The sequence below is a fragment of the Comamonas humi genome (assembly GCF_054782535.1).
The window spans coordinates 276,933-301,967 of record NZ_BAAGSH010000007.1; the positions used below are offsets into that span (position 1 = coordinate 276,933).

At 67.1% G+C, this 25,035-nt stretch carries 22 protein-coding genes; 5 read left to right on the forward strand and 17 right to left on the reverse strand.

Annotated features, from left to right (window positions below; genetic code table 11):
• The first annotated feature begins 250 nt into the window (after positions 1–250).
• Positions 251–2,614 carry a penicillin-binding protein 1A gene (locus tag ACYVKR_RS08480; RefSeq protein ID WP_460480368.1) on the forward strand — a complete coding sequence of 788 codons (2,364 nt, stop codon included), beginning with the start codon at positions 251–253 and terminating at the stop codon, positions 2,612–2,614.
• 69 nt (positions 2,615–2,683) lie between these two features.
• On the opposite strand, the gene cyaY is transcribed toward ACYVKR_RS08480, so the two are convergent.
• Positions 2,684–3,016: an iron donor protein CyaY gene (gene cyaY, locus ACYVKR_RS08485; RefSeq protein WP_460480369.1), complete on the reverse strand. Its 333-nt coding sequence runs from the start codon at positions 3,014–3,016 to the stop codon at positions 2,684–2,686.
• 36 nt (positions 3,017–3,052) lie between these two features.
• Here cyaY and lptM point away from each other — a divergent pair, with 36 nt between their 5' ends.
• Positions 3,053–3,229 carry an LPS translocon maturation chaperone LptM gene (gene lptM / locus ACYVKR_RS08490; protein ID WP_460480370.1) on the forward strand — a complete coding sequence of 59 codons (177 nt, stop codon included), beginning with the start codon at positions 3,053–3,055 and terminating at the stop codon, positions 3,227–3,229.
• Here lptM and ACYVKR_RS08495 read toward each other — a convergent pair.
• The 11 genes from ACYVKR_RS08495 to ACYVKR_RS08545 form a co-directional block, all read right to left on the reverse strand.
• Complete coding sequence (locus ACYVKR_RS08495) at positions 3,226–3,798, reverse strand: protein-methionine-sulfoxide reductase heme-binding subunit MsrQ (RefSeq protein WP_460480680.1); 573 nt, start codon at positions 3,796–3,798, stop codon at positions 3,226–3,228. The genes lptM and ACYVKR_RS08495 overlap by 4 nt on opposite strands.
• A gap of 92 nt (positions 3,799–3,890) precedes the next feature.
• Positions 3,891–4,865: a protein-methionine-sulfoxide reductase catalytic subunit MsrP gene (msrP, locus tag ACYVKR_RS08500; RefSeq protein WP_460480371.1), complete on the reverse strand. Its 975-nt coding sequence runs from the start codon at positions 4,863–4,865 to the stop codon at positions 3,891–3,893.
• Between the two features lie 98 nt (positions 4,866–4,963).
• Positions 4,964–6,103 (reverse strand): PQQ-dependent sugar dehydrogenase, encoded by a 1,140-nt coding sequence (locus ACYVKR_RS08505; RefSeq protein WP_460480372.1) that lies wholly within the window; start codon positions 6,101–6,103, stop codon positions 4,964–4,966.
• 40 nt (positions 6,104–6,143) lie between these two features.
• Complete coding sequence (locus tag ACYVKR_RS08510; RefSeq protein ID WP_460480681.1) at positions 6,144–7,874, reverse strand: family 2A encapsulin nanocompartment cargo protein cysteine desulfurase; 1,731 nt, start codon at positions 7,872–7,874, stop codon at positions 6,144–6,146.
• Positions 7,875–7,892: 18 nt separating this feature from the next.
• Positions 7,893–8,840, reverse strand: coding sequence for a family 2A encapsulin nanocompartment shell protein (locus ACYVKR_RS08515; RefSeq protein WP_460480373.1), 948 nt, complete (start codon positions 8,838–8,840; stop codon positions 7,893–7,895).
• Positions 8,841–8,871: 31 nt separating this feature from the next.
• Positions 8,872–9,816: a serine O-acetyltransferase gene (epsC, locus tag ACYVKR_RS08520; RefSeq protein ID WP_460480374.1), complete on the reverse strand. Its 945-nt coding sequence runs from the start codon at positions 9,814–9,816 to the stop codon at positions 8,872–8,874.
• Between the two features lie 3 nt (positions 9,817–9,819).
• Positions 9,820–10,299: a rhodanese-like domain-containing protein gene (locus tag ACYVKR_RS08525; protein WP_460480375.1), complete on the reverse strand. Its 480-nt coding sequence runs from the start codon at positions 10,297–10,299 to the stop codon at positions 9,820–9,822.
• 160 nt (positions 10,300–10,459) lie between these two features.
• Positions 10,460–11,239 carry an amino acid ABC transporter ATP-binding protein gene (locus ACYVKR_RS08530; RefSeq protein WP_460480376.1) on the reverse strand — a complete coding sequence of 260 codons (780 nt, stop codon included), beginning with the start codon at positions 11,237–11,239 and terminating at the stop codon, positions 10,460–10,462.
• Positions 11,220–11,873 carry an amino acid ABC transporter permease gene (locus ACYVKR_RS08535; protein WP_460480377.1) on the reverse strand — a complete coding sequence of 218 codons (654 nt, stop codon included), beginning with the start codon at positions 11,871–11,873 and terminating at the stop codon, positions 11,220–11,222. Before ACYVKR_RS08535 ends, ACYVKR_RS08530 begins: the two co-directional genes overlap by 20 nt.
• Before the next feature lie 70 nt (positions 11,874–11,943).
• Entirely contained in the window at positions 11,944–12,747 is an 804-nt protein-coding gene (locus ACYVKR_RS08540; RefSeq protein WP_460480378.1) for an amino acid ABC transporter substrate-binding protein, read from the reverse strand.
• Positions 12,748–12,951: 204 nt separating this feature from the next.
• A complete protein-coding gene (locus ACYVKR_RS08545; RefSeq protein WP_460480379.1) occupies positions 12,952–13,395 on the reverse strand; it encodes a hypothetical protein in 444 nt (147 codons plus the stop codon).
• Positions 13,396–13,577: 182 nt separating this feature from the next.
• On the opposite strand from ACYVKR_RS08545, the gene ACYVKR_RS08550 reads away from it, so the two are divergent.
• Positions 13,578–14,687, forward strand: coding sequence for a helix-turn-helix transcriptional regulator (locus tag ACYVKR_RS08550; RefSeq protein WP_460480380.1), 1,110 nt, complete (start codon positions 13,578–13,580; stop codon positions 14,685–14,687).
• A 12-nt stretch (positions 14,688–14,699) separates the two neighbouring features.
• Positions 14,700–15,122: a DUF3293 domain-containing protein gene (locus ACYVKR_RS08555; protein WP_460480381.1), complete on the forward strand. Its 423-nt coding sequence runs from the start codon at positions 14,700–14,702 to the stop codon at positions 15,120–15,122.
• Between the two features lie 101 nt (positions 15,123–15,223).
• On the opposite strand, the gene ACYVKR_RS08560 is transcribed toward ACYVKR_RS08555, so the two are convergent.
• From ACYVKR_RS08560 to ACYVKR_RS08575, 4 genes are all read right to left on the reverse strand, one after another.
• Positions 15,224–16,699 carry a glutamate synthase subunit beta gene (locus ACYVKR_RS08560; RefSeq protein WP_460480382.1) on the reverse strand — a complete coding sequence of 492 codons (1,476 nt, stop codon included), beginning with the start codon at positions 16,697–16,699 and terminating at the stop codon, positions 15,224–15,226.
• Positions 16,700–16,772: 73 nt separating this feature from the next.
• On the reverse strand, positions 16,773–21,551 hold the full coding sequence (locus tag ACYVKR_RS08565) for a glutamate synthase family protein (RefSeq protein WP_460480383.1): 4,779 nt from the start codon (positions 21,549–21,551) through the stop codon (positions 16,773–16,775).
• 183 nt (positions 21,552–21,734) lie between these two features.
• On the reverse strand, positions 21,735–22,433 hold the full coding sequence (locus ACYVKR_RS08570; RefSeq protein WP_460480384.1) for a transposase: 699 nt from the start codon (positions 22,431–22,433) through the stop codon (positions 21,735–21,737).
• 115 nt (positions 22,434–22,548) lie between these two features.
• Positions 22,549–23,595, reverse strand: a complete 1,047-nt coding sequence (locus tag ACYVKR_RS08575; protein ID WP_460480385.1) for a porin — start codon at positions 23,593–23,595, stop codon at positions 22,549–22,551.
• Positions 23,596–23,907: 312 nt separating this feature from the next.
• Between ACYVKR_RS08575 and coq7 the strand changes: the two genes are divergently transcribed.
• Positions 23,908–24,528, forward strand: coding sequence for a 3-demethoxyubiquinol 3-hydroxylase (coq7, locus tag ACYVKR_RS08580; RefSeq protein WP_460480386.1), 621 nt, complete (start codon positions 23,908–23,910; stop codon positions 24,526–24,528).
• A 41-nt stretch (positions 24,529–24,569) separates the two neighbouring features.
• Here the strand turns inward: coq7 and ACYVKR_RS08585 are convergent, their stop codons facing one another.
• Positions 24,570–25,019 (reverse strand): OsmC family protein, encoded by a 450-nt coding sequence (locus tag ACYVKR_RS08585; protein WP_460480387.1) that lies wholly within the window; start codon positions 25,017–25,019, stop codon positions 24,570–24,572.
• Between the last annotated feature and the right edge of the window lie 16 nt (positions 25,020–25,035).

A 25,035-nucleotide genomic window follows, 5' to 3' on the forward strand; every position in this document is an offset into this window, starting at 1 on the left:
CTCCTCTCTATCTTTTTTCAATTTGCTACAAAACCCACACCCTCGCGGCATGCTATCAGCAAGCTTGAGCCGTCGTAAAGAAATGACGGCGAATCGATCTGGTGCGTTGTCAAAACAATACGCTGCGGGCCGCGTCGGAAAAACGGCCTGAAAACGGTGAAAATCATTGAGTTACGTCATGGCGACGAGGCATTAACGTCTACGTGATAGCATCCGCCCCTTATGCATGTATCCCAGACGGCCTGACCCCATGACCTCCGACAAGGCCCCTCCCCGCAAAGCCTCCCAACCGCGCCCATCGCTGGGAGGCCAGATCCTCAAATTCTTCGCAACGCTCACCGGCGTGCTGATCGGCTGTGCCGTGGCTGCCGTGATGGTCCTCGGCGTCGGGCTGGCCATGGCCTATCCGAACCTGCCCGATGTCTCGGAGCTGGCGGACTACCGCCCCAAGTTGCCGATGCGCATCTACTCGTCCGAAGGGGCGCTGCTGGGCGAGTTCGGTGAAGAACGCCGCAACCTCACGCCCATCACCGAGATCCCCAAGGTGATGGTCGACGCCGTGCTGGCGATCGAGGACACGCGCTTCTTCGAGCACAACGGCGTGGACTACAAGGGCATGCTGCGCGCCGCGCTGGCCAACCTGGGACGGGTCAAGAGCCAGGGCGCCTCCACGATCACCATGCAGGTGGCGCGTAATGTCTATCTGTCCTCGGAAAAGACCTACACCCGCAAGATCTATGAAATCCTGCTGACCTTCAAGCTCGAGCACCTGCTGACCAAGAACCAGATCCTGGAAATCTATATGAACCAGATCTACCTGGGCAACCGCGCCTACGGGTTCTCGGCCGCCTCGGAAACCTACTTCGGCAAGCCGTTGAAGGACATCTCGGTGGCGGAAGCGGCCATGCTCGCGGGCCTGCCCAAGGCGCCTTCGGCCTACAACCCGATCAGCAACCCCAAACGCGCCCGGGTGCGCCAGCTCTACATCATCGACCGCATGGAGGAGAACGGCTTCATCTCCCGCGCCGAGGCCGACAAGGCCCGCACCGAGCCGCTGCGCCTGCGCTCCAGCAACGCCGACAACAAGGTGCACGCCGAATACGTGGCCGAGATGGCGCGCCAGCTGATCTTTGCCCAGTACGGCAGCGAAGCCTATACCCGCGGGCTGAACGTCTACACCACCCTGGTCGCCAGCGACCAGAATGCGGCCTACGACGCGCTGCGCGACGGCATCATGACCTACGAGAAGCGCCAGCACTACCGCGGGCCCGAGAAGTTCATCAACCTGCCGCAAAACGCGCAGGAGCGCGACGACGCCATCGACGAGGTGCTCGCGCAGCACCCCGACAACGGCAACATCGTGTCCGCCGTGGTGCTGTCGGCCTCGCCGCGCAAGCTGGTGGTCACCCGCACCGACGGCGATCCGATCGAGATCACCGGCGACGGCCTCAAGCCCGTGCAGTCGGGCTTGAGCGACAAGGCCCCGCCCAACCTGAAGCTGCGCCCCGGCGCCGTGGTGCGCATCATGGAGACGGCCAAGAAGAACTGGGAAGTCACCCAGCTGCCCGAGGTGGAAGGCGCCTTCGTGGCCATGGACCCGGCCACGGGCGCGGTCAAGGCGCTGGTCGGCGGCTTCGACTTCGACAAGAACAAGTTCAACCATGTGACGCAGGCCTGGCGCCAGCCGGGTTCGAGCTTCAAGCCCTTCATCTACTCGGCCGCGCTCGAAAAAGGCTTCACCCCGGCCACCGTCATCAACGACGCGCCCATCTCCTTCCCCGGCTCCACCGGCAGCCAGCCCTGGGAGCCCAAGAACTATGACGGCCGCTTCGACGGCCCGATGACCATGCGCACCGCGCTGGCCAAGTCCAAGAACCTGGCTACGGTGCGCATCATGCAGGCCGTGGGCCCGAAGAAGGCCCAGGAGTGGGTGGCCCGCTTCGGCTTCGATGCCGACAAGCACCCGCCCTACCTGCCGATGGCACTGGGCGCGGGCTCCGTCACGCCGATGCAGGAAGCGGCCGCCTACTCGGTGTTCGCCAATGGTGGCTACCGCGTCAACCCCTACCTGATCACCAAGATCACCGACCACCGCGGCCGGGTGCTGTCCGAATTCAACCCGCCGCCCACGAGCGAGCTGCCCCGCGCCATCGATGCGCGCAACGCCTTCATCATGGGATCGCTGCTGCAGGAAGTGGCCCGCAGCGGCACCGCAGCCCGGGCCCAGGCCATGCTCAAGCGCCCCGACATCTACGGCAAGACCGGCACCACCAACGACGCCATGGACGCTTGGTTCGCCGGCTACCAGCCCAGCCTGGTGGCGGTGACCTGGATCGGCTATGATACGCCGCGCAACCTGGGCAGCCGCGAAACCGGCGGCGGGCTCAGCCTGCCGGTGTGGGTCAGCTTCATGAGCCATGCGCTCAAGGGCGTGCCCGTTGCCCAGGCCACCACGCCGCCGGGCGTGGTCAACGTGGGCGGCGAGTGGTACTACGAGGAATATGCCCGCGGCGGCGTGGCCAGCGTGGGCCTGGACAGCGGCGCATCCACCTCAGCCGTGCCGGCCCCGGCACCCGAGGAGCGCAACAAGATCCTGGACCTGTTCCGGAACTAGGGGCGGCAAGCCTCCATCAAGAACAAAGCCGGGCAATGCCCGGCTTTGTTCTAGCTCCCTGCAAAAGGTTCAGACCGCCGCAAACACGAGAGCCTGTCCCGCCTGCTTCGACGCATCCCGCGTCAGGTCCGCGAAGAACTCGCTGCCGGCCTTGGTGTCGCGCCAGTGCTGGCCGTCGAATTTGTAGTGGTAGCCGCCCGACTGGGCCGCCAGCCACACCTCGTGCAGCGGCCTCTGCAGGTTCACCACGATCTGGCTGCGGTTGGCGAAGGTCAGCGTCACCATGCCGCCCACGCGCTGGCTGTCGATGTCCGCGTCGGTGTCGTCGTTGATGCGATCACAGCTCTGCTCCACGGCGAGCAGCAGCTTTTCCGCAGCGTCCAGGTAGTCCAAATCGTTCATTACAATGCGCTGATGTTGAGAATGCCCCAAATTCTAGTGAGAACCATTGCCCTTGGTGGCATTGCGGCGGTGCTGGCAGGCTGCGGGCAGAAGGGCCCCCTGTTCCACCCGACCGAACCCGCCTCGGCCGGCCGCGCCACCCTGCCGCAGACGCTGGACCCGAGCGCCGACCGGCCTCAGCCCGAACTTTCCGCCCCCGCGCAGCAGCGCTAACCCTTTCGCAGGCGCTGCACCACGCGCCACAGCAGCAGCGCGGCCACGATGGCCGCGTAGAACCACACGTCCGCGAGGTTGTTCTTGCCCTCGCGCATCCACCAGAAGTGCACCAGCGCCAGCCCGGCCATCGCATAGACGGCCCGGTGCAGGCGCTGCCAGCGCTTGCCGCCCATGGCGCGGATCAGCCGCGGGATCGAGGTGACCGCCAGCGCCAGCAGGATCAGCCAGGCCAGCGTGCCGAGCAGAATGAAGGGGCGCTTGCCCAGGTCGGCCCAGATGTCGGCCCAGTTGAGTTCCATGTCGAACACCACATAGGCCGTCCAGTGCAGGCTGGCATAGGCAAACGCGTACAGGCCCAGCATGCGCCGGTAGCGCGCCAGCGGGTTCCAGTGCAGCAGCTGGCGCAGCGGCGTCACCGCCAGCGCGATGCAGACGAAGCGCAGCGCCCACAGGCCCAGGCCGCGGATCAGCGCCTCGGCCGGGTTCGCGCCCAAGCCGTCGGTCGCGGCCAGATACACCAGCCAGGCCAGCGGCACGCAGCACAGCAGGTGCAACGCCAGCCGCACGGCGGCCTGCCGGCTGAAGCCGGAGGTCCAGGATTTGCTATTGATAGCAGAGCTGCTCGCGCTTGTCACGACTCATTCTCCGGCCAATTTCATCAATAATTCTTGCGCAAGTCCATGCCGGCATACAGCTGGCCCACCTGGGCTTCGTAGCCATTGAACAGCAGGGTCTTGCGCTTCTTGGCGAACAAGCCGCCTTCGCCGATGCGGCGCTCGGTCTCCTGGCTCCAGCGCGGATGCGGCACGTCAGGGTTCACATTGGAATAGAAGCCGTACTCGTTGCGCGCCGCCTTGTTCCAGGCCGTGGGCGGCTCCTTGTCGAGCAGGCGGATCTTGACGATGCTCTTGGCGCTCTTGAAACCGTACTTCCACGGCACCACCAGCCGCACCGGCGCGCCGTTCTGCTTGGGCAGCTCGCTGCCGTACATGCCAAAGGCCAGCAGCGTGAGCGGGTGCATGGCCTCGTCCATGCGCAGGCCCTCGGTGTAGGGCCAGTCCAGCACCGAGCTGCGGATGCCGGGCATGGTCTTGGGGTCGGCCAGGGTCACGAACTCCACGAACTTCGCGCTGCCCATGGGCTCGACCTGGGCCAGCAGCTTGGCCAGCGAATAGCCGATCCACGGGATCACCATCGACCAGCCCTCCACGCATCGCAGCCGGTAGATGCGCTCTTCCTGCGCGCTGAGCTTGAGCAGGTCCTCCAGCCCAAACACTTTCGGCTTGTGCGCCAGCCCCTCTACCGTGATGGACCAGGGCGTGGTGGGCAGCGTGTGCGCGTAGCGGGCGGGGTCGGACTTGTCCGTACCGAACTCGTAGTAGTTGTTGTAGCTGGTCGCGTCCTCGCGCGAGGTGGCGGTCTCCATGGTCATGGCGCCCGGCACGGCCGACTTGGTGGAAGCCAGGGGCTTCAGCACCTCGGCCTCCCTGGCCCAGGTGCCGCCGGCGGCGGCCAGCAGCCCGGCGCCGGCCATGGCCTGCAGATAGGCACGGCGGCGCAGGTAGAGCGCCTGCGGCGTGATCTCGCTGGAATGGGGATGCACGAACCCCGAAGACGACGTCTGTATCAACATGATGATCCTTCGCACCGGAGACGACCGGCACACCCTGACCATAAGACACCTGCGCGCCCGCAGGATTCAATTTTTTATAACAAACGCCTGCCGCGGCTTCAGCGGGCCGCTTCCACGCGCAGCAACTGTCCCTGCGCGGCATCGGTCAGCAGGTAGAGCCAGCCGTCCGGCCCCTGGCGCACATCGCGCACCCGCTGGCCCAGGCGGGGCAGCAGCACCTCGGTGCCGGTGATGCGGCCACCCTGCACCGTCAGACGCTCCAGCCGCTGGGCCTTGAGCGTGCCAACGACCAGCGAGCCCTTCCAGGCCGCGCCATAGCGCTCGCTGGTGATGAAGGCCATGCCCGAGGGCGCAATCGACGGCACCCAGTAGTGCAGCGGCTGCTCCATGCCGTCCTTGTGCGTGATGCCCTCGCCGATCTTGCCGCCGCCGTAGTTCTCGCCGTAGGTGATGACCGGCCAGCCATAGTTCCTGCCGGGCTCGGGGCGGTTGACCTCGTCGCCGCCCTGCGGGCCGTGCTCGTGCATCCACAGGCTGCCGTCGGGCGCCAGTGCGGCGCCCTGCGCATTGCGGTGGCCATAGCTCCAGATCTCGGGCCGGGCGTCGCTGCGACCCACGAACGGGTTGTCTGCGGGCACGCTGCCGTCCTTGCCCACGCGCACGATCTTGCCCAGGTGGCTTTGCAGGTTTTGCGCCTCTTCCTTGTACTGGAAGCGCTCGCCCAGCGTGAGGAACAGCGTGCCGTCGCTGCGGCCGTCGACCATGCGCTCGGCGATGCGGCAGCCGAAATGCAGGCTGCTCGCGTACTTGGGGCGCTGCGAGAAGAGCACGCGCAGCTGCTCCAGCCGCGTGGCGTCGTCCGACAGGCGCGCCCGGGCCAGCGCCGTGCCGTTCTTGCCGCGGTCGGCGCCCTCGCCGGGCTCGGCAAAGCAGAAGTACAGCGTGCGGTTGCGGGCGAAATCGCTGTCCAGCACCACATCAAGCAGGCCGCCCTGGCCGGCGGCGGCCACGGCGGGCAGCCCCTGCAGCGGCGCGCCCAGTCGGCCGTCGCGCTCGACGATGCGCATGCGGCCCGGCCGCTCGGTAACCAGGTAGCGCCCATCGGACAGAAAGGCCAGCGCCCATGGGTGCTCCAGGCCGCTGGCGACGGTGCTGGTGCTCAATGCCGGAGCCTGGGCCGCCGCCAGGCCGGCCAGCAGGGCCAGGCCGCAGGGAAGAAGCTGGGAGAGTCGTGGCATGGAGCCATGCTAACGCAGCCCCGTGCCAGGCGCCACCGCGCTACCCGCGCCGCGCGTAGACCAGGCGCCGCACCACGGCCACCAGCTGGTCGATCTCGTCGAAGGTGTTGTAGAACGCGACCGACGGGCGCACCGCCGTCTCGACGCCGAAGCGGCGCAGGATGGGCTGGGCGCAGTGGTGGCCGGTGCGCACCGCGATGCCCTCGGCGTTCAGCGCCTGCCCCACCTCGTCGGTGCTGTAGCCCTCCAGCGTGAACGACAGCACGCTGGCCTTGCCCGGCACGGTGCCGATCAGCCGCAGGCCGGGCAGCGCGCCCAGCTGTTGCATGCCATAGTCGACCAGCGCATGCTCGTAGCGGCTGATGTTGGCTATGCCGATGCGTTCCACATACTCCAGCGCCGCGCCCAGGCCCACCGCGTCGGCGATGTTGCCGGTGCCGGCCTCGAAGGTGTTGGGCAGCGGCTGGTACTGGGTCTTCTCGAAAGTCACGTCGGCGATCATGTTGCCGCCGCCCTGCCACGGCGGCATGGCTTCCAGCACCTCGCGGCGGCCCCAGAGCGCGCCTATGCCGGTGGGCGCGAAGATCTTGTGACCAGAGAAGACGAAGAAGTCCGCGCCCAGGTCCTGCACGTCGACCGGCGTATGGGCGATGGACTGGGCGCCGTCGATCAGCGTGGCGATGCCGCGCGCCCGGGCGCGCGCCACCACTTCCTTGACCGGCACCACGGTGCCGAGCACGTTGGAGACATGGCCGATGGCGACGATCTTCGTACGCTCGTTCAGCAGCTTCTCGTACTCGTCGAGACGTATCTGGCCCTGCTCGTCCACAGGAATCACGCGCAGCTTCGCCCCCTTGGCTTGCGCCAGCTGCTGCCAGGGCACGATGTTGGCGTGATGCTCGAGGTGGCTGACGATGATCTCGTCGCCTTCGCCCACGTGGCGCCCGCCCCAGCTCTGCGCCACCAGGTTGATGGCCTCGGTGGTGCCGCGCACGAAGATCACCTCGCGCGCATCGGGCGCGTTGATGAAGCGGCGCACCACCTCGCGCGCATGCTCGTAGGCATCGGTGGCGCGCGCCGCCAGCACGTGCGCGGCGCGGTGGATGTTGGAGTTCTCGTGCTCGTAGAAGTGGCGGATGCGCTCGATCACCTGGCGCGGCTTGTGCGTGGTGGCGGCGTTGTCCAGCCACACCAGCGGCTTGCCGTTGATGCGCTCGGCCAGGATGGGAAAGTCGCGCCGCACCGCCTGCACGTCGAAGCCGGCGACGTGGCTGCGATCGGCCGCCGGCTGCGCGCCCTGCGGCTGCGCCTTGGCCGGTGTGACATAGCCATCGGGCAGCCGCACCGCATCGACGAAGTAGAACTGCGGCGCGCCGGATGCGGGCAGCGCCGCGCCCTGCACACCTTGGGTCAATCCGCCCAGGCGCGGCTCGTAGCCCGGCAGCGTGGAGTACGCCTTGTCGGGCACGCCGTTGCCGGCCACCGCATCGGGCACTGCCACGTGCGCACGATTGGCCAACGCCAGCACCGGCGCGTGCGAGCTGGGCAGCAGGTTCGTGCCCGGCACCTGGCCGATCGGAATGGGATGGCCCGGCACATTGGGCGCCAGCCCCACGGGGCTGGCCAGCGGCGAGCCGGGCGGCGCCAGCTGCGTGGGCGGCTGCACACCCACCGGCGCCTCGCCCGGCAGCGCGCGGAAGAACGCGTTGGCCAGCTGCGCCAGGTCGGCGGGATTGAGGGGCGCGCTGGCCTGCAGCGCGTCGGGGGCGATGGCGGTCAAGGCGGCTCCTTACTTGTAGGTGTCCAGCGCGGAGTAGTCGTGGTAGCGGTTGATCTCCACGTCGTCCAGCACCGCGATGGCATCGGGCGTGAGCACGGCCAGCGAGCAGTACAGCGAAATCAGGTACGACGCGATCGCGTGGTTGTTGATGCCCATGAAGCGCACCGACAGCCCCGGGCTCTGCTCGCCCGGCAGCCCGGGCTGGAACAGGCCGACCACGCCCTGGCGGCGGTCGCCCACGCGCAGCAGCAGGATCTTGCTCTTGCCGTCGGCCACCGGCACCTTGTTGCTGGGGATCAGCGGAATGCCGCGCCAGGTGATGAACTGCGAGCCGAACAGGCTCACCGTGGGCGGCGGCGTGCCGCGGCGCGTGGCCTCGCGGCCGAAAGCGGCGATCGCCAGCGGGTGCGCCAGGAAGAAGGCCGGCTCCTTCCACACCTTGGTCAGCAGCTCGTCCAGGTCGTCGGGCGTCGGCGCGCCGTTGGCCGTGTTGAGCGGGAAGATGCGCTGCTCGTCCGTCACCTGGGCCAGCAGGCCGTAGTCGGGGTTGTTGATCAGCTCGCTTTCCTGGTTCTCCTTGATGGTTTCGATGGTCAGGCGCAGCTGCTCCTTGATCTGGTCGTGCGGGCTGCTGTACAGGTCGGAGATGCGCGTGTGCACGTCGAGCACCGTGGAGACGGCGTTCAGGAAGTACTCGCGCGGCTTCTCGTCGTAGTCGACGAAGGTGCGCGGCAGCTGGTTCTCGGCCTCCTTGGCGGTGCAGGTGACCTTGATGGACTCGGGATTCTTGACCTGGTTGACGCGGTAGATGCCCGCCTCCACCGGCACCCATTGCAGCAGGTGCGTCAGCCAGCGCGGGCTGATCGTGGCCAGCTGTGGCGCGGTCTTGGTGGCATTCGCCAACTGCCGTGCTGCGTTGTCGCCCAATGCGGTGGTACCGCCTACCGTTGCACTCATACAAACTCCGTTCTGTGGGGGATGGAAAAATTCAGTGGGCGGGCGCCAATGCCGACGCCTGCGGGCTGGCCGGCTTGCGCACCTCGTGGCGCAGCGAGGCCTGCGACACGCTGGCGCCGGGCGGCACGCTCTCGGTCACCCAGACGTTGCCGCCGATCACCGCGCCCCGGCCCAGCGTGACGCGGCCCAGGATGGTGGCGCCCGCGTAGATCACCACCTCGTCCTCGACGATGGGGTGGCGCGGCTCGCCCTTGCGCAGGTTGCCGGCCTCGTCGCTCTCGAAGCGCCGCGCGCCCAGCGTCACCGCCTGGTAGATGCGCACGTCGCGGCCGATGCGGCAGGTCTCGCCGATCACCACGCCGGTGCCGTGGTCGATGAAGAAGCCCGCGCCGATCTCGGCACCGGGATGGATGTCTATGCCCGTGCTGCTGTGCGCCTGCTCGGCGATCAGCCGCGCCAGCAGGCGCAGCCCATGGCGGTGGAGCACATGCGCGATGCGGTGGTGGACCATGGCGTGCACGCCGGGGTAGGACAGCAGGATCTCGTCCACCCCCTGCGCCGCCGGGTCGCCCCGGTAGGCGGCCAGCACGTCGCTGTCCAGCAGCCGGCGGATGGGCGGCAGCTGCTGAGCCAGCGCCTGCACCGCGGCATCGGCCTGCTCGTGCAGCTGCGGCTCGGCCAGGCCCTGGTGGCGCGCATGGAAGGCGATCTCGAGCCGCGCCTGGCGGTACAGGCTGCGCAGCGCGGCACCCAGCGTGAAGCCGACGTAGAAATCCTCGTTCTCGTGGTGCAGCTCCTCGGGCCCCAGCCGCATGGGGAACAGCGCCCCCGCCAACTGGCCGATGATGGCGCGCACCGCGTCCTTGGACGGCAGCTCGCGCGCCGCGGGTTCGCGGGCGCGGCGCTGCGAGTCGCGCCATTCGTGGCGGGCCGCGCGCAGCTCGTCCACGATGTGGTCGATGGAATGGTCTGCCATCGCTCAACCCTGCACCCAGGGCAGGCCACGGAAGCGCCAGCCGTCGCTGCCGCCGCGGTGCTGCAGCTCGTCGAGCTCGCCCTCGAAGCCTTCGAGCACGTTGAAGACATGCACGAACCCGGCCTGCGCCGCGGCCCTGGCCGCCTCGACCGAGCGCTTGCCCGAGCGGCACAGCAGCAGCGCCACGGCCTCCTTGCCGCCCCAGGCCGCCAGCTTGGCCTCCAGCTCGCGCACGAAGCGGGGGTTGCGGGTGAGCGAGGTGCCGGTGGCCCAGGCCACGTGCAGGCTCTGCGGCACATGGCCGACGAAGCTGCGCTCCTCGGCGGTGCGCACGTCGACCAGCACGGCGTCGCCCGCCTGCACCAGCGCCCAGGCCTGCTGCGGCGGCACGCCGCCCGCGTAGCCCAGGCCCTGTTCGAGCGCGTGGCTGAGCGCCTGCTCCAGCGCGGGGGCGAGCGTGGTTTCGGTGGCTTGGTCGGACATAGAGACTCCTTGTGCAGTGGCGGCGGCAGCTGCCGTCCATGACCACCACTGTAGGAAGGAGTCCTACGCCGGCGAAGGAAGAAAAACCGGCTTAGGTATTACAAAAACAAATATGGCCGCCCCGTTTCCGGTGGCGGCCATGGGCACGGAGCGCGTGCGGTCAGAGCATGTTGTTCAGGAAAGCCTGGATGCGCGGATGGCTGCACTGCCCGAAGAACGCCTTCGCCGGCTGGGCCTCGATCAGCTCGCCCTGGTCCATAAAGGCCACGGTGTGCGCCACTTCGCGTGCAAAGCCCATCTCGTGGGTCACGACCATCATGGTCATGCGCTCCTCGGCCAGCTGGCGCATGGTGCGCAGCACCTCGCCGGTCAGCTCGGGGTCGAGCGCCGAGGTGGGCTCGTCGAACAGCATGATGTCCGGCTCCATCGCCAGCGCGCGGGCAATCGCCACGCGCTGCTTCTGGCCGCCCGACAGGCGCGCGGGGTAGCTGTTCGCCTTCTCCAGCAGGCCCACCTTGCGCAGCAGCTCCTCGGCGCGGGGCACGATGGCGTCGCGGGCCAGGCCCTTGACGACCATGGGCGCCTCGATGACGTTCTCCAGCACCGTCAGGTGCGGGAACAGGTTGAACGACTGGAACACCATGCCCATGCGGCGCAGGATGGTGCGCAGCTCAGCATCCGGCGCGTACTGGCACACGCCCTGCGCATTGGTGCTGGCCAGCGTCGCGCCCTCGACCACCACCGAGCCGGAGTCGATGACCTCCAGGTGGTTCAGGCAGCGCAGGAAGGTGCTCTTGCCCGAGCCCGAGGGGCCGATCACCGCCACCACCTCGCCCTTCGCCACTTGCAGCGAGACGCCCTTGAGCACCTCGTGGCCGGCAAAGGATTTGCGGATGTCCCGCGCCTGCAGCATCACGTCGTCAGGCATCGTATTTGGCATAGCGTTTTTCCAGGCGGTTGAAGCCCCAGGTCAGCACCAGCGTCATCACCAGGTAGAAGGCGGCCGCCACCACGAACGGCGTGGTGGTGAAGTCGCGCTGCACGATGCCGCGCGCGGCGCGCAGCAGGTCGTTGAGCGCCAGCACGTAGATCAGCGAGGTGTCCTTCACCAGCGTGATGGTCTCGTTGCTCATCGGCGGCAGGATGGTGCGCACCATCTGCGGCAGCACGATGCGGCGCATGGTCTGGCCGTAGCTGAAGCCCAGCACCTTGGCGCCCTCGTACTGCCCCCGGTCCACCGACTGGATGCCGGCGCGGAAGATCTCGGCGAAGTAGGCCGCGTAGTTGAGCGCGAACGCCACCACCGCCGCAGGAAAGTCCGGCAGGCGCACGCCAACCACCGGCACGAAGGGCAGCGCGAAATAGATGAACAGCATCTGCAGCATCAGCGGCGTGCCGCGCATCAGCCAGATATAGCCGCCCACCGCCCGGCTCAGCACGCCCGAGCGCGAGATGCGCGCCAGCGCCAGGGCCAGGCCCAGCGGCACGGCCAGCGCCAGCGTGATGACGAAGAGCTTGAGGGTCACCAGCGCACCCTGCGCCAGCGGCCCGAGAAGGGAGAGTATGTAGTCCATACTTCAAAAATAATAGCTGCCAGCGCTTTATGGATAAGCGCTGGCAGCCATTTTTACTTAAAACAATCGTTTACTTGGTCACGTCCTTGCCGAACCACTTGGTGGCAATGGTGCCGGCGGTGCCGTCCTTCTTCATCTCGGTCAGCGCGCCGTCGAGCTTGGCATGCAGCTCGGTGTCTTCCTTGCGCAGGCCCACGCCGTATTCCTCGGTGCCGAAGTTGTCGTCGAGCACGGTGTACTCATCGGGCTTCTTGGCCACCTGGTAGCGGCCCACCACCTCGTCGAGCACCACGGCATCGAGGCGGCCGGTGGACAGGTCCATCAGCGCGGTGATGTTGTCGCCGAAGGTCTTGAACTCCTTGAAGCTCTTGGCCACGGCTTCTTCCTTCTTCACCGCGTCCACGGCGCTGGAGCCGTCCTGCGCGCCCACCACCTTGCCGGCCAGATCGGCCTTGGCCTTGATGCCGGACTTGGCCGCCACCACGATGATCTGGTGGTTTTCCATGTAGGGCGCGGTGAAGGCGATCTTCTCCTTGCGCTCGGGGGTGATGGTCAGGCCGTTCCACAGCACGTCCACGCGCTTGCCCGACAGCTCGGCTTCCTTGGCGCTCCAGTCGATAGGCTTGAACTCGACCTGCAGGTTCAGGCGCTTGGCGGCCTCGCGGGCCATGTCGATGTCGAAGCCCACGATCTCGTTCTTGTCGTCGCGGAAGCCCATGGGCGGGAAGTTGTCGTCCAGGCCCACCACCACCTTCGTGGCCGCTGCCGGTGCAGGAGCCGGTGCCTCGGCCGTGGGCTTGGGCGCCTCGGTCTTGCCACAGGCCGCCAGCAGCGCGCTCAGCGCCAGCGTCGCCACGAGAGTGCGTTTGTTCATCATTGGTGCATCCCCACAATATCGATCATGAAAACCGGTACACGGCCACCGAGGGCGCACGCCGGCAAAACGCGTATTGTCGCCGATCCCGCCGGACCGGAAAAAAGGCCCCGAAGCCGTCGCCCCGCTTGGGCACCCTCCTCTGCAGGAAGCGGTGTGGAAGCCCCCACGCCACAAGCGCCAGTTGCTCTCTTTTTTATGAAATCAGGGCTTGCGGCGCATGCGCATCACTTCGATATTCGCGCGCTGCTCGGGTGTGAACGACGCCATGGCCTTGGGCCCCGTGCCCTTTTCCACCGCCAGGTACATGCCCGCATGCAGCGCGGCGAGCACGGCCGTGGCGTACTCCCGGCTCGACAGCTTCTGCCGCGCCAGCGCGGCGCGCACCTTCGGCTGCGTGTCGAGCTTGCGCGCGATGTCCTCCACCGATTCGGCGTCGCTGTCGTCGTCCTCGTCCTGTGGGGCCGGGCCGGATCGCTTCAGCTCGGCGGCCACGGCATCCATGCGGTCAAGCAAGGCCGGACTGAGGCGAAAGCGCGCCGGATCGGCGCCATCGGCGGCCCAGGCGGGGCCGGCCAGCAGCACCGCCAGGGCCAGGCAGAGGGAAACAGCGGCGGACCGCGTGGCGGCAAGACGGGAAAGGGGCATGGAAGTCTCCTGAAAAAGATGGCAAAGGCGCGGACCCGGGCGGCCCGGGCCGCAGCCCCCCGCACCCTAGCGGATGCCGCCGGCCCGCGCCCCACCCCGCCGGGGTAGGGTCGGCCGGCGCCCGGCGGCACCGCCGTGGGCGGCACGCGGTTACGATGGAGCACTTTCGCACCACCCCCGCCATGTCTGCCCGCCCGCCGCACTCCGCCCTCGCACGCCTGCACCAGATGGCCTGCGTGGACGACGGCGGCCCGCAGCACATCGCGCCCCTGCTGCAGGCCCTGCGCCAGTGCATAGGCTTTGACGCCAGCGCCTACATGCACACCGGCTTCGACGGCGGCGACGATGCGATCGAGACCTATGTGGAGAACCCCGCCATGCTGGCGGCGGTGCCCGACTATTTCGCGCCGCGCATGCTGCAGGACGAGCACCGGCTGTTCCACCGCAGCCTGCGCCATTTCGGCGCCGCCGTGCAGCGCGAGCACGGCCCGCTGCTGATGGAGCAGCAGCTGCGGGTGCCCGGCGCCGAGTGGCTGCGCAGCGACTTCTACAACGTGCTGCTGCGCCCCGCCGGCGTGGCCCACTGGGCCAGCCTGGTGCTGCGCACGCCGCAGGGCCGGGGCCTGGGCAACCTCATCCTCTACCGCCACGCGGGCTCGCGGCCCTTCGACGCCGGCGACATGGCCGTACTCGCGCCGCTCGAAGGCAGCTTGGCGCGCAGCCTGCAGCCGGGCGAGCTCGACGCCGACGGCAGCGAAGTCCAGGCCCAGGGCCTGCTGGTGGCCACGCTGCAGGGCCGGCCACTGTGGATCTCGCCCGAGGCCGAAGCGCTGATGCCGCTGGCGTTTGGCTGGCGCTGGCGGCGCGGCGCCGAGCTGCCGCCCGCGCTGCAGGCCTTGCTGCAGCGGCTGCGGCCGGCCGCCGGCGCACCGCTGCTGCCGGCGCAGCTGGAGCTGCGCAATGCCCACGGCTGGTTCTCGCTGCGGGCCACGCACCTGGCCGCCGCCGGCTCGGGCGCCGAGACTGACGCCGCGGGCCTGTACATCACCCAGCGCGTGGCCCACGGCACGCGCCTGCGGGCTGCGCTGCAGGCGCTGCGGCTGCCGCCGCGCCAGCACGAACTGGCTTGGTGGCTGGCGCGCGGCCTGCCCGAATCGCAGATCGCGCAGCATATGGGCCTGAGCGCCAACACGGTGGTCTACCACCGCCGCCAGATCTACAACCGCCTGGGCATAGCGTCGCGGCAAGAGCTGCTGGACCGCCTGGGCGCTCTGCCCCCACCCGCCCACTGACTTCTCCTCCGGATGCCCACCGCCCCTCCCGACCTGCAAGCCGCCTTTGCGCAGACCCACTACCACGTGCTGCACGGCACGCCGTTCACGCTGCGCATCGGTGAGCCCTGCGCGGCGCTCGTGCCCTGGCTGCGCCAGCACCAGACCGACTGCGCCTGCGTGATCACCGCGTTCAATCCCATGGGCCAGCCCGCCAGCCAGGCCGACAACATCGCCCGCCACCGCCGCCTGCAGTTCGCGCTGGACACCGCGCGCTATGCGACCCTGCCCACCGTGGCGCAGCACCCGGACAACGGCTGGCCCGCCGAACCGGGCTTTCTCGCCATCGGCATGGGCCGCGAGGATGCGCTGCGCTGGGCGCAGGACTGGCAGCAGCTGGCCGTGGTGTGGTGCGGCGCCGATACGGTGGCCGAGCTGCTCTACACAAAACAATAGCTGCTGGCGCTTTCCACACAATGGATTCAGATATTTTCATATCTGAAATCCTTGCATAGCAAGCGCCAGCAGCTATCAATTTTGCGGTTACCCGCCGATGCTTAGCGAGGCAGGTCGCTGAACCCCATCAGGAATTCGTCCACGGCACGCGCCGCCTGCCGGCCCTCGCGGATCGCCCACACGACCAGCGACTGGCCGCGGCGGATGTCGCCGGCGGCGAACACCTTGCCCACGTTGGTTGCGTAGCCGCCATGGAATTCGGTCGTCGCCTTGGCGTTGCCGCGCGCGTCCTTGTCCACGCCGAAGGCCTCCAGCACGGTGGCCACCGGGTGCACGAAGCCCATGGCCAGCAGCACCAGGTCGGCTTGCCAGGTCTTCTCGGTGCCGGGCACCTCGACCAGCTTGCCGTCCTTGACCTCGACCTGCACCGTGGTCAGGCTCTTGACCTTGCCCTTCTCGCCGTTGAAGCTCTTGGTGGAGATGGCGAACTCGCGCTCGCAGCCCTCTTCGTGGCTGGAGCTGGTGCGCAGCTTGATCGGCCAGTAGGGCCAGACCAGGGGCTTGTTCTCTTCCTCGGGCGGCATGGGCATGACCTCGAACTGGGTCACGCTCTTGGCGCCGTGGCGGTTGCTGGTGCCCACGCAGTCGGAGCCGGTGTCGCCGCCGCCGATCACGATGACGTGCTTGCCTTCGGCACGGATCTGGCCCTTGAGCTTGTCGCCGGCGTTGATCTTGTTCTGCTGCGGCAGGAACTCCATCGCGAAGTGGACGCCGTCCAGGTCGCGGCCCGTCACGGGCAGGTCGCGCGACTGCTCGGAGCCGCCGGTCAGCAGCACGGCGTCGAACTCGGCCCGGAGCTGCTCGGGCGACACGGTTTCCTTGGCCCAGTTGGTGACCTTGGAATCCTTGCCCAGGCCGTCCTTGCCGGCCACCAGCACGCCGGTGCGGATGGTAACGCCCTCGGCCTCGAGCTGCTTGGCGCGGCGGTCGATGTGGTGCTTGTCAAGCTTGAAGTCGGGGATGCCGTAGCGCAGCAAGCCGCCGATGCGGTCGTTCTTCTCGAACAGCGTCACGTCGTGGCCGGCGCGCGCCAGCTGCTGGGCCGCGGCCATGCCGGCGGGGCCGGAGCCGACCACGGCGACCTTCTTGCCGCTCTTGGCGGGGGCCACGCGGGCCTGCACCCAGCCTTCCTCCCAGGCGCGGTCGATGATGGCGTGCTCCAGCGACTTGATGCCGATGGGGTCGTTGTTGATGTTCAGCACGCAGGCCGACTCGCAGGGCGCGGGGCAGATGCGGCCGGTGAACTCCGGAAAGTTGTTGGTCGAGTCGAGCACCGCGAAGGCATTGGCCCAGTCGCCGCGGTACACGAGGTCGTTGAAGTCCGGAATGATGTTGTTGACGGGGCAGCCGTTGTTGCAGAACGGCGTGCCGCAGTCCATGCAACGCGCACCCTGCTGCTTGGCCTGTGCCGAGTTCAGGCCGACGACGAACTCGTCGTAGTCCTTCAGGCGCTCAGCGACGGGCTTGTAGCCCTCTTCGATGCGCGCAAATTCCATGAAGCCGGTGACTTTTCCCATGATCGGATCTCTTGTTTGGCGCATGCGGCGGCGTGGCGCCCGCATGCGATCGTGGTAGGTATTGGCGGCGTGCTTACTTGGCTGCGGCCGTGGTCTTCTTCGCGGCGGCCTGGGCCTTGCCCACCTGGGCCTTGGCTTCGGCGCGGGCGTGCATCTCGCCCAGCGCGCGCTTGTACTCGTTCGGGAACACCTTCACGAACTTGGCGCGCGCCTCGGTCCAGTGGTCCAGCAGCTCGCGGGCACGCTTGCTGCCCGTCCAGCGGCTGTGGTCCGCCAGCAGCTGCTTGAGCTGGGCCTCGTCGGCCTGGCCGCGGTGCCACACCGCCTTGTCCACGCTGGCTTCCTGCTCGGCCTGCGGCAGCACCTTGTCGAGCGACACCATCGCGGTGTTGCAGCGGCTGGCGAACTGGCCGTCCTCGTCGTAGACGTAGGCCACGCCGCCGCTCATGCCCGCGGCGAAGTTGCGCCCGGTCTTGCCCAGCACCAGCACGGTGCCGCCGGTCATGTACTCGCAGCCATGGTCGCCCGTGCCTTCGACCACCGCGGTGGCGCCCGACAGGCGCACGGCGAAGCGCTCGCCGGCCACGCCGCTGAAGAAGGCCTCGCCCGTGGTCGCGCCGTACATCACGGTGTTGCCCACCACGATGTTCTGGTGCGCTTCGCCGCGGAAGTCCAGGCTGGGGCGCACCACCACGCGGCCGCCCGACAGGCCCTTGCCGGTGTAGTCGTTGGCATCGCCGATCAGGTACAGCGTGATGCCGTTGCACAGGAAGGCGCCGAAGGACTGGCCGCCCGTGCCTTCCACGCGGATGTGGATGGTGTCGTCCGGCAGGCCCTCGGGGTGGGCCTTGGTGACCGCACCCGACAGCATGGCGCCGACCGAGCGGTTCACGTTGCGCACCGTCTCGAGGATCTTGACCGACTGGCCCTTGTCGATGGCGGGGCGCGACTTCTCGATCAGCACGTTGTCGAAGGCCTTCTCGAGGCCATGCTCCTGCGAATCGGTGTGGTACAGCGCCGTGCCCAGCGGGGATTCGGCCTTGGCCAGCAGGCGGCTGAAGTCCAGGCCCTTGGCCTTCCAGTGGCTGATGCCCTGCTTCATGTCGAGCAGGTCGGAGCGGCCGATCAGCTCGTCGAACGAGGCGATGCCCAGTTGCGCCATGATCTGGCGGGCTTCCTCGGCGACGAAGAAGAAGTAGTTCACCACGTGCTCGGGCTTGCCCGAGAACTTGGCGCGCAGCACCGGGTCCTGCGTGGCCACGCCCACCGGGCAGGTGTTCAGGTGGCACTTGCGCATCATGATGCAGCCCTCGACCACCAGCGGCGCGGTGGCGAAGCCGAACTCGTCGGCGCCCAGCAGCGCGCCGATCACCACGTCGCGGCCGGTCTTCATCTGGCCGTCGGCCTGCACGCGGATGCGGTTGCGCAGGCCGTTGAGCACCAGGGTCTGCTGGGTTTCGGCCAGGCCGATTTCCCAGGGCGAGCCGGCGTGCTTGATCGACGACCAGGGCGAAGCGCCCGTGCCGCCGTCATGGCCGGCGATCACCACGTGGTCGCTCTTGCACTTGGCCACGCCGGCCGCGATGGTGCCCACGCCCACTTCGGACACGAGCTTGACGCTGATGCTGGCGTGCGGCGCCACGTTCTTCAGGTCGTGGATCAGCTGGGCCAGGTCCTCGATCGAGTAGATGTCGTGGTGCGGCGGCGGCGAGATCAGGCCCACGCCGGGCACCGAGTAGCGCTGCTTGCCGATGTATTCGGACACCTTGCCGCCGGGCAGCTGGCCGCCTTCGCCGGGCTTGGCGCCCTGGGCCATCTTGATCTGGATCTGGTCGGACGAGGCCAGGTACTCGGCCGTCACGCCGAAACGGCCCGAAGCCACCTGCTTGATGCGCGAGCGCAGCGAGTCGCCGTCCTTCAGCGGCAGGTCGACCTCGACGTTCTCGACGCCGACGATGCTCTTGAGCGTGTCGCCCTGCTTGATCGGGATGCCCTTGAGCTCGTTGCGGTAGCGCGCCGGGTCTTCGCCGCCTTCGCCGGTGTTGCTCTTGCCGCCGATGCGGTTCATGGCAATGGCCAGCGTGGCGTGCGCCTCGGTGCTGATCGAGCCCAGCGACATCGCGCCGGTGGCGAAGCGCTTGACGATGTCGGCCGCCGACTCGACCTGCTCCAGCGGAATGGCCTTGGCGGGATCGATCTTGAACTCGAACAGGCCGCGCAGCGTCATGTGGCGGCGGTTCTGGTCGTTGATGATCTGCGCGTATTCCTTGTAGGTGCCGAAGTTGCCGGCGCGTGTGCTGTGCTGCAGCTTGGCGATGGCATCGGGGCTCCACATGTGCTCTTCGCCGCGGGCGCGCCAGGCGTATTCGCCGCCGGCCTCCAGCATGTTGGAGAGCACCGGATCGTCGCCATAGGCCGCCTTGTGGCGGCGGATGGCTTCCTCGCCGATCTCGAACACGCCCAGGCCCTCGACGCGGCTCGGGGTGCCGGTGAAGTACTTGTTGATCGTTTCGCTGTTGATGCCGATGGCCTCGAACAGCTGGGCGCCGCAGTAGCTCATGTAGGTGGACACACCCATCTTCGACATGATCTTGGACAGGCCCTTGCCGATCGCCTTGGTGTAGTTGTAGATGGCCTTGTCCGCCGACAGGTCGCCCGGCAGGTGCTTGTGGATGGCGCACAGCGTCTCCAGCGCCAGGTAGGGGTGGACGGCCTCGGCGCCGTAGCCGGCGAGCACGCCGAAGTGGTGCACCTCGCGGGCGCTGCCCGTCTCGACCACCAGGCCGCAGGCGGTGCGCAGGCCTTCGCGGATCAGGTGCTGGTGGATGGCCGACAGCGCCAGCAGCGCCTGGATGGCCACGCGGTCTTCAGCCACGCCGCGGTCGCTGATGATCAGGATGTTGTGGCCGCTCTTGATCGCGTCCACGGCCTGCGCGCCCAGCGAGGCCAGGCGCGCCTCGACGCCTTCCGAGCCCCACTCCAGCGGGTAGGTGATGTCGAGCACCGCCGAGCTGAACTTGCCGGCCGTGTGCTGCTTGATGTCGCGCAGCTTGGCCATGTCTTCGAAGTTGAGCACCGGCTGGCTCACCTCGAGGCGCATGGGCGGGTTGACCTGGTTGATGTCCAGCAGGTTGGGCTTGGGCCCGACGAAGGACACCAGGCTCATCACGATGGCTTCGCGGATCGGGTCGATCGGCGGGTTCGTCACCTGCGCGAACAACTGCTTGAAGTAGTTGTACAGCGACTTGTCCTTGTTCGACAGCACGGCCAGCGGGCTGTCGTTGCCCATGGAGCCGATGCCCTCTTCGCCGCTGGCGGCCATCGGGCTCATCAGGAACTTGATGTCTTCCTGCGTGTAGCCAAAGGCCTGCTGGCGGTCCAGCAGGTCGGACTGGTGCACGGTGTCGCCGATGGCGCCGTACTCGGCCAGCGCGCCAGCCTGCTCCACGGGCGACTCACCGGCCTCGGGCACGGCCACGTCGTCCAGGCGGATGCGCAGGTCTTCGATCCAGCGCATGTAGGGCTTGGCATTGGACAGCGAGGACTTCACTTCCTCATCGTCGATCAATCGGCCCTGGTCCAGGTCGATCAGGAACATCTTGCCCGGCTGCAGGCGCCACTTCTTGATGATCTTGTGCTCGGGCACCGGCAGCACGCCGGATTCGGAGCCCATGATGACGAAGTCGTCGTCGGTCACGCAGTAGCGCGCGGGGCGCAGGCCGTTGCGGTCCAGCGTGGCGCCGATCTGGCGGCCATCGGTGAACACGATGGAGGCCGGGCCGTCCCAGGGCTCGATCATCGAGGCGTGGTATTCGTAGAACGCGCGGCGGCGCTCGTCCATGGTGGTGTGCTGCTCCCAGGGCTCGGGGATCATCATCATCACCGCCTGGGCCAGCGGGTAACCGGCCATGGTCAGCAGTTCCAGGCAGTTGTCGAAGGTGGCCGTGTCGGACTGGTGCGCGAAGCTGATCGGGTAGAGCTTGCTCAGGTCATTGCCCAGCACCGGCGAGCTCATCACGCCTTCGCGGGCGCGCATCCAGTTGTAGTTGCCCTTGACGGTGTTGATCTCGCCGTTGTGCGCCACGTAGCGGTACGGGTGGGCCAGCGGCCACTCGGGGAAGGTGTTGGTCGAGAAGCGCTGGTGCACCAGGCCCAGCGCGGAGACGCAGCGCGCATCCTGCAGGTCGCGGTAGTAGGTGCCCACCTGGTCGGCCAGCAGCAGGCCCTTGTAGATCACCGTGCGGCTGCTCATGCTGGGCACGTAGTACTCTTTGCTGTATTTCAGCTGCAGGTTCTGGATGGCGGCGCTGGCCGTCTTGCGGATCACGTACAGCTTGCGCTCCAGCGCGTCCTGCACGATCACGTCGGTGCCGCGGCCGATGAAGACCTGGCGGATGATCGGCTCCTTCTCGCGCACGGTGGGCGACATGGGCATGTCGAGGTTCACCGGCACATCGCGCCAGCCCAGCAGCACCTGGCCCTCGGCCTTGATCGCGCGCTCCATCTCCTCTTCGCAGGCGAGGCGCGAGGCATGCTCCTTGGGCAGGAAGATCATGCCCACGCCGTACTCGCCCAGCGGCGGCAGCGTCACGCCCTGGGCCGCCATCTCCTCGCGGTACAGCGCATCGGGAATCTGGATCAGGATGCCTGCGCCGTCGCCCATCAGCTTGTCGGCGCCCACGGCGCCGCGGTGGTCGAGGTTCTCGAGGATCTTCAGCGCCTGGGTAACGATGGCATGGCTCTTCTGGCCCTTGATGTGGGCCACGAAGCCGACGCCGCAGGCATCGTGTTCGTTCGCGGGGTCATACAGACCCGCTTGTTGCAATTGTTCTTTTGCAGCAGCCGTGGACATGGCGCATTCCTTCAGTGTCGATCGCAGGGAATGCCATTGTGCGGTGCATTAAATACCTGAGCAAATGATTTAATAGGGGTCAGATTAATATTTAAAAACCATTTCAGAAACACAAAAATAATTAGGGACATATTAAAAATAAGAGCAAAACCCCTATGTAAATATGCGTTTTTGAAAGATTTCTTAGTCGCCTGGCGGCGTCTTTCGCGGCCGGCCAGCAGACTTTTTGACCACCCGCCGGCTCGCTGCCTTTTGCAAACCAGCAACAAAGTCTTCGCTTCCGAGCACCCAGCCGCTCTCGACCGCCTGGGCAAAAGCCATGGCCAGCGCCTGGCCGATTCCATCGGACAGCAGGCGCGCATACTCGGCCTCGCGCGCAAACGGCGTGTTCCCCACCCCCCACCACAGCGCATGGGGCCTGAGCCAGGGCATCTGCGCCATGCCCAGATAGTGGCGGCAGCTGGACCAGGCGTATTGCGCAGGAGCCTGCGCCAGCCCGGCCCCGACCGGCAGCGCGTCGAGATGCACCATGCACTGCAGCAGGTGCCTGTCCGCCTGCACCACGGTGGAACGGTAACGACCCTCCCACAAGGTGCCGCTGCGCTGGTGGCGCTGGTTGAAATAGCGCACATAGCTGCGCCCCAGCGATTGCATAAACCCGGACACCCCTGACGCATCGACAGGCGTCAGCAGCAGCTGAAAATCGCTGGGCATCAACACGAACGCATGCACGTCCACCCTGGCCTGCTGCGCACAAGCCTGGAGCAGGTCCACGAAGCGGGCCCGGTCTTCGTCGTCGAGGAAGATACTTTGCCGGTTGTTGCCCCGGTGCAGCACATGGTGCGGCAGGCCTGGCAACGTCAGACGGGGCAATCTGGCCATATAGCTACATCGAAGGGCAGGATCGGCATCACCGAACACGATGCCGCAATGAAAAAGGCCCGTCTTGCGACGGGCCCTTTGGTTCTATCCAGAGCTGGGTTACCCCAGCCACTGATTAGAAGGCGTGGCGAACGCCAACGGTCAGAGCGTTCTGAGCCTTGCCACCTGCCGGAGCGGGGATGCCCAGGCCGTTGGCGCCAACGCTGAACTGCTCGTCGCTCTTGTTCTTCAGGTACGCGTAGGTACCGTACAGAGCGGTGCGCTTGGACAGGTTGTGCACGTAGCCCAGCGACAGTTGGTGAGCCTTGCCTTCCACGCCCTTGACGTCGTAGAAGTTGTAGGCTGCACGCACTTCGCCAGCGGCGCCGACGGGAGCGCTCACGCCCAGGCCACCAGCGTTGAACTTGGTGGTGTTGCCAGCGAACTTGTCGCGCTGTTGACGGACGTAGCCCAGCACCTTGGCGGCGCCGAAGTCGTACGAAGCGCCCAGAGCGTAGGAACGCACGTTGTCGGTAGCAACGGTAGCCACCACAGCGTCGTTCAGCTGGTCAGCAGCGAAGGTCACGCTCAGAGGGCCGTTGGCGTAGCCGACGGAAGCGCCGATGTAGCGGTTAGCGGAGTTGTCGCCAGCCTTTTCACCGAAGCCGTAGTTGATGCCAGCCTTGAAGCCCGACAGTGCGGGGGTGTAGTAGCTGATCATGTTGCTGACGCGGGTGGGCGAGCCCAGCTTGCCGTAGGCCAGCGATTGGCCGATGCCGACTTGACCGAACACGTCGTACTGGATCATTTCGTTGTAAGCGGTGGTCAGTTCACGACCCAGACGCACTTCACCGAAGTTGCCCATCAGGCTCACGGTCGAACGACGCTTGAATTCGAAGCCAGGGCCCGTAGCGCCACCGCCGGAAGCGGTGCCGTCGTCGTTCTGGATCGCGCCTTCCAGCCAGAAGCCAGCCTTCAGACCGCCACCCAGGTCTTCCACGCCGCGGAAGCCCAGACGGCTGGTAGCGTTGCCGCTGTTGGTCAGACCGTAGACGGAGTCGCTACCGCTGGACTTGGCGTAGGTGAAACCTGCGTCAACGATACCGAACAGGGTCACGGAAGATTGAGCCATTGCGGCGCCGGAAGCGGCCAGCACTGCCAAGGCAACAAGAGATTTTTTCATTGCGAGTTACTCCAAGGTTTAACAGACGGCGCTGGTACGGGGGGGTTGATGTCAGCCTCACGGTTCTGCACAACTTCTACCTGCTCCCGCGCCAACCTCCTAGTGTGGAAGTTAAGGGTATTTCAACAGACCGCCGGCGGTTGCGCAAACAAAATCCCGCACATCCCGGCCAATTCGGCCTATTCCGTTGCATGATTGCAACGTCCACCCCAGGCTTGCCACGCCGGCATTTTCACATGATTTTGATAGCAGTCAGACGAGCACAAGTCAGGCTGCCCAAGTAGTTCGCTCACAGGCGTACCATTGGCACCCATGCAAGATAGATTCCTCCAGGCAGCGGACACGGCGCTGCGTACCCTGTTTGCAACACCCCGCTCCGCCCAGCCTTCGCCGGCCGCCGGCACGGCCGAGGCCGAGCTGTCGCCGCAGGAGAAAAAGCTCTCGGGCGCCTACATGCGGGTGAACCACGTGGGCGAGGTCTGCGCCCAGGCTTTGTATACGGCCCAGGCGATGGTGACCCGCGACGAGGGCCTGCGGCGCCACCTGCTGGAAGCCGCCCAGGAGGAAATGGACCACCTGGCCTGGACGCGCGAGCGGCTGGCGGCGCTGGGCGACCGCCCCAGCCTGCTGAACCCGCTGTGGTTCGGCGGCGCCTTCCTGATCGGGCTGGCCGCCGCCAAGGTGAGCGACCAGGCCAGCCTGGGCTTTGTCGAGGAGACGGAGAACCAGGTGTCGGCGCACCTGCAGTCGCACCTGCACCGGTTGCCACCGCAGGATGCGGCCTCGCTGGCCGTAGTGGCCCGGATGAAGGCGGACGAGGAGCGCCATGCCGACGCCGCCGTCGATGCCGGTGCCCTACCGCTGCCGCCGCCGGTCAAGTCGCTGATGGCGGCCGCCGCCAAGGTCATGACGACGACGGCCCACTATCTATAAGAGCGGATAAGAGCGCGCTATAAGAGCGGATAAGAGCGCGCTCAACCCTCGACCAGGTCGAAGCCGGTGGTGATCTCCGCCGTCTTGGCCAGCATGATGCTGGCGGAGCAGTACTTCTCGTGGCTCATCGCGATCGCGCGCTCCACGGCGGCGGCAGGGATACCCCGGCCAGTCACGGTGAACTGCATGTGGATCTTGGTGAAGACCTTGGGATCAGTGTCCGCGCGCTCGGAGGTGAGCTTGACCGAGCAGCCGCGCACATCGTGGCGGCCGCGCTTGAGGATCAGCACCACGTCGTAGGCCGTGCAGCCGCCCGTGCCGGCCAGCACCGTCTCCATGGGGCGCGGTGCCAGGTTCTGGCCGCCATTGGCCGGGTTGGCCGCATCCGGCGCGCCGTCCATGGCCAGCACATGGCCGCTGCCGGTCTCCGCCACAAAGCCCATGCCGGAGCGGGTACCGCTCGCGCCCGTCCAGCTAACCGTGCATTCCATTTGCTACTCCCGTGTG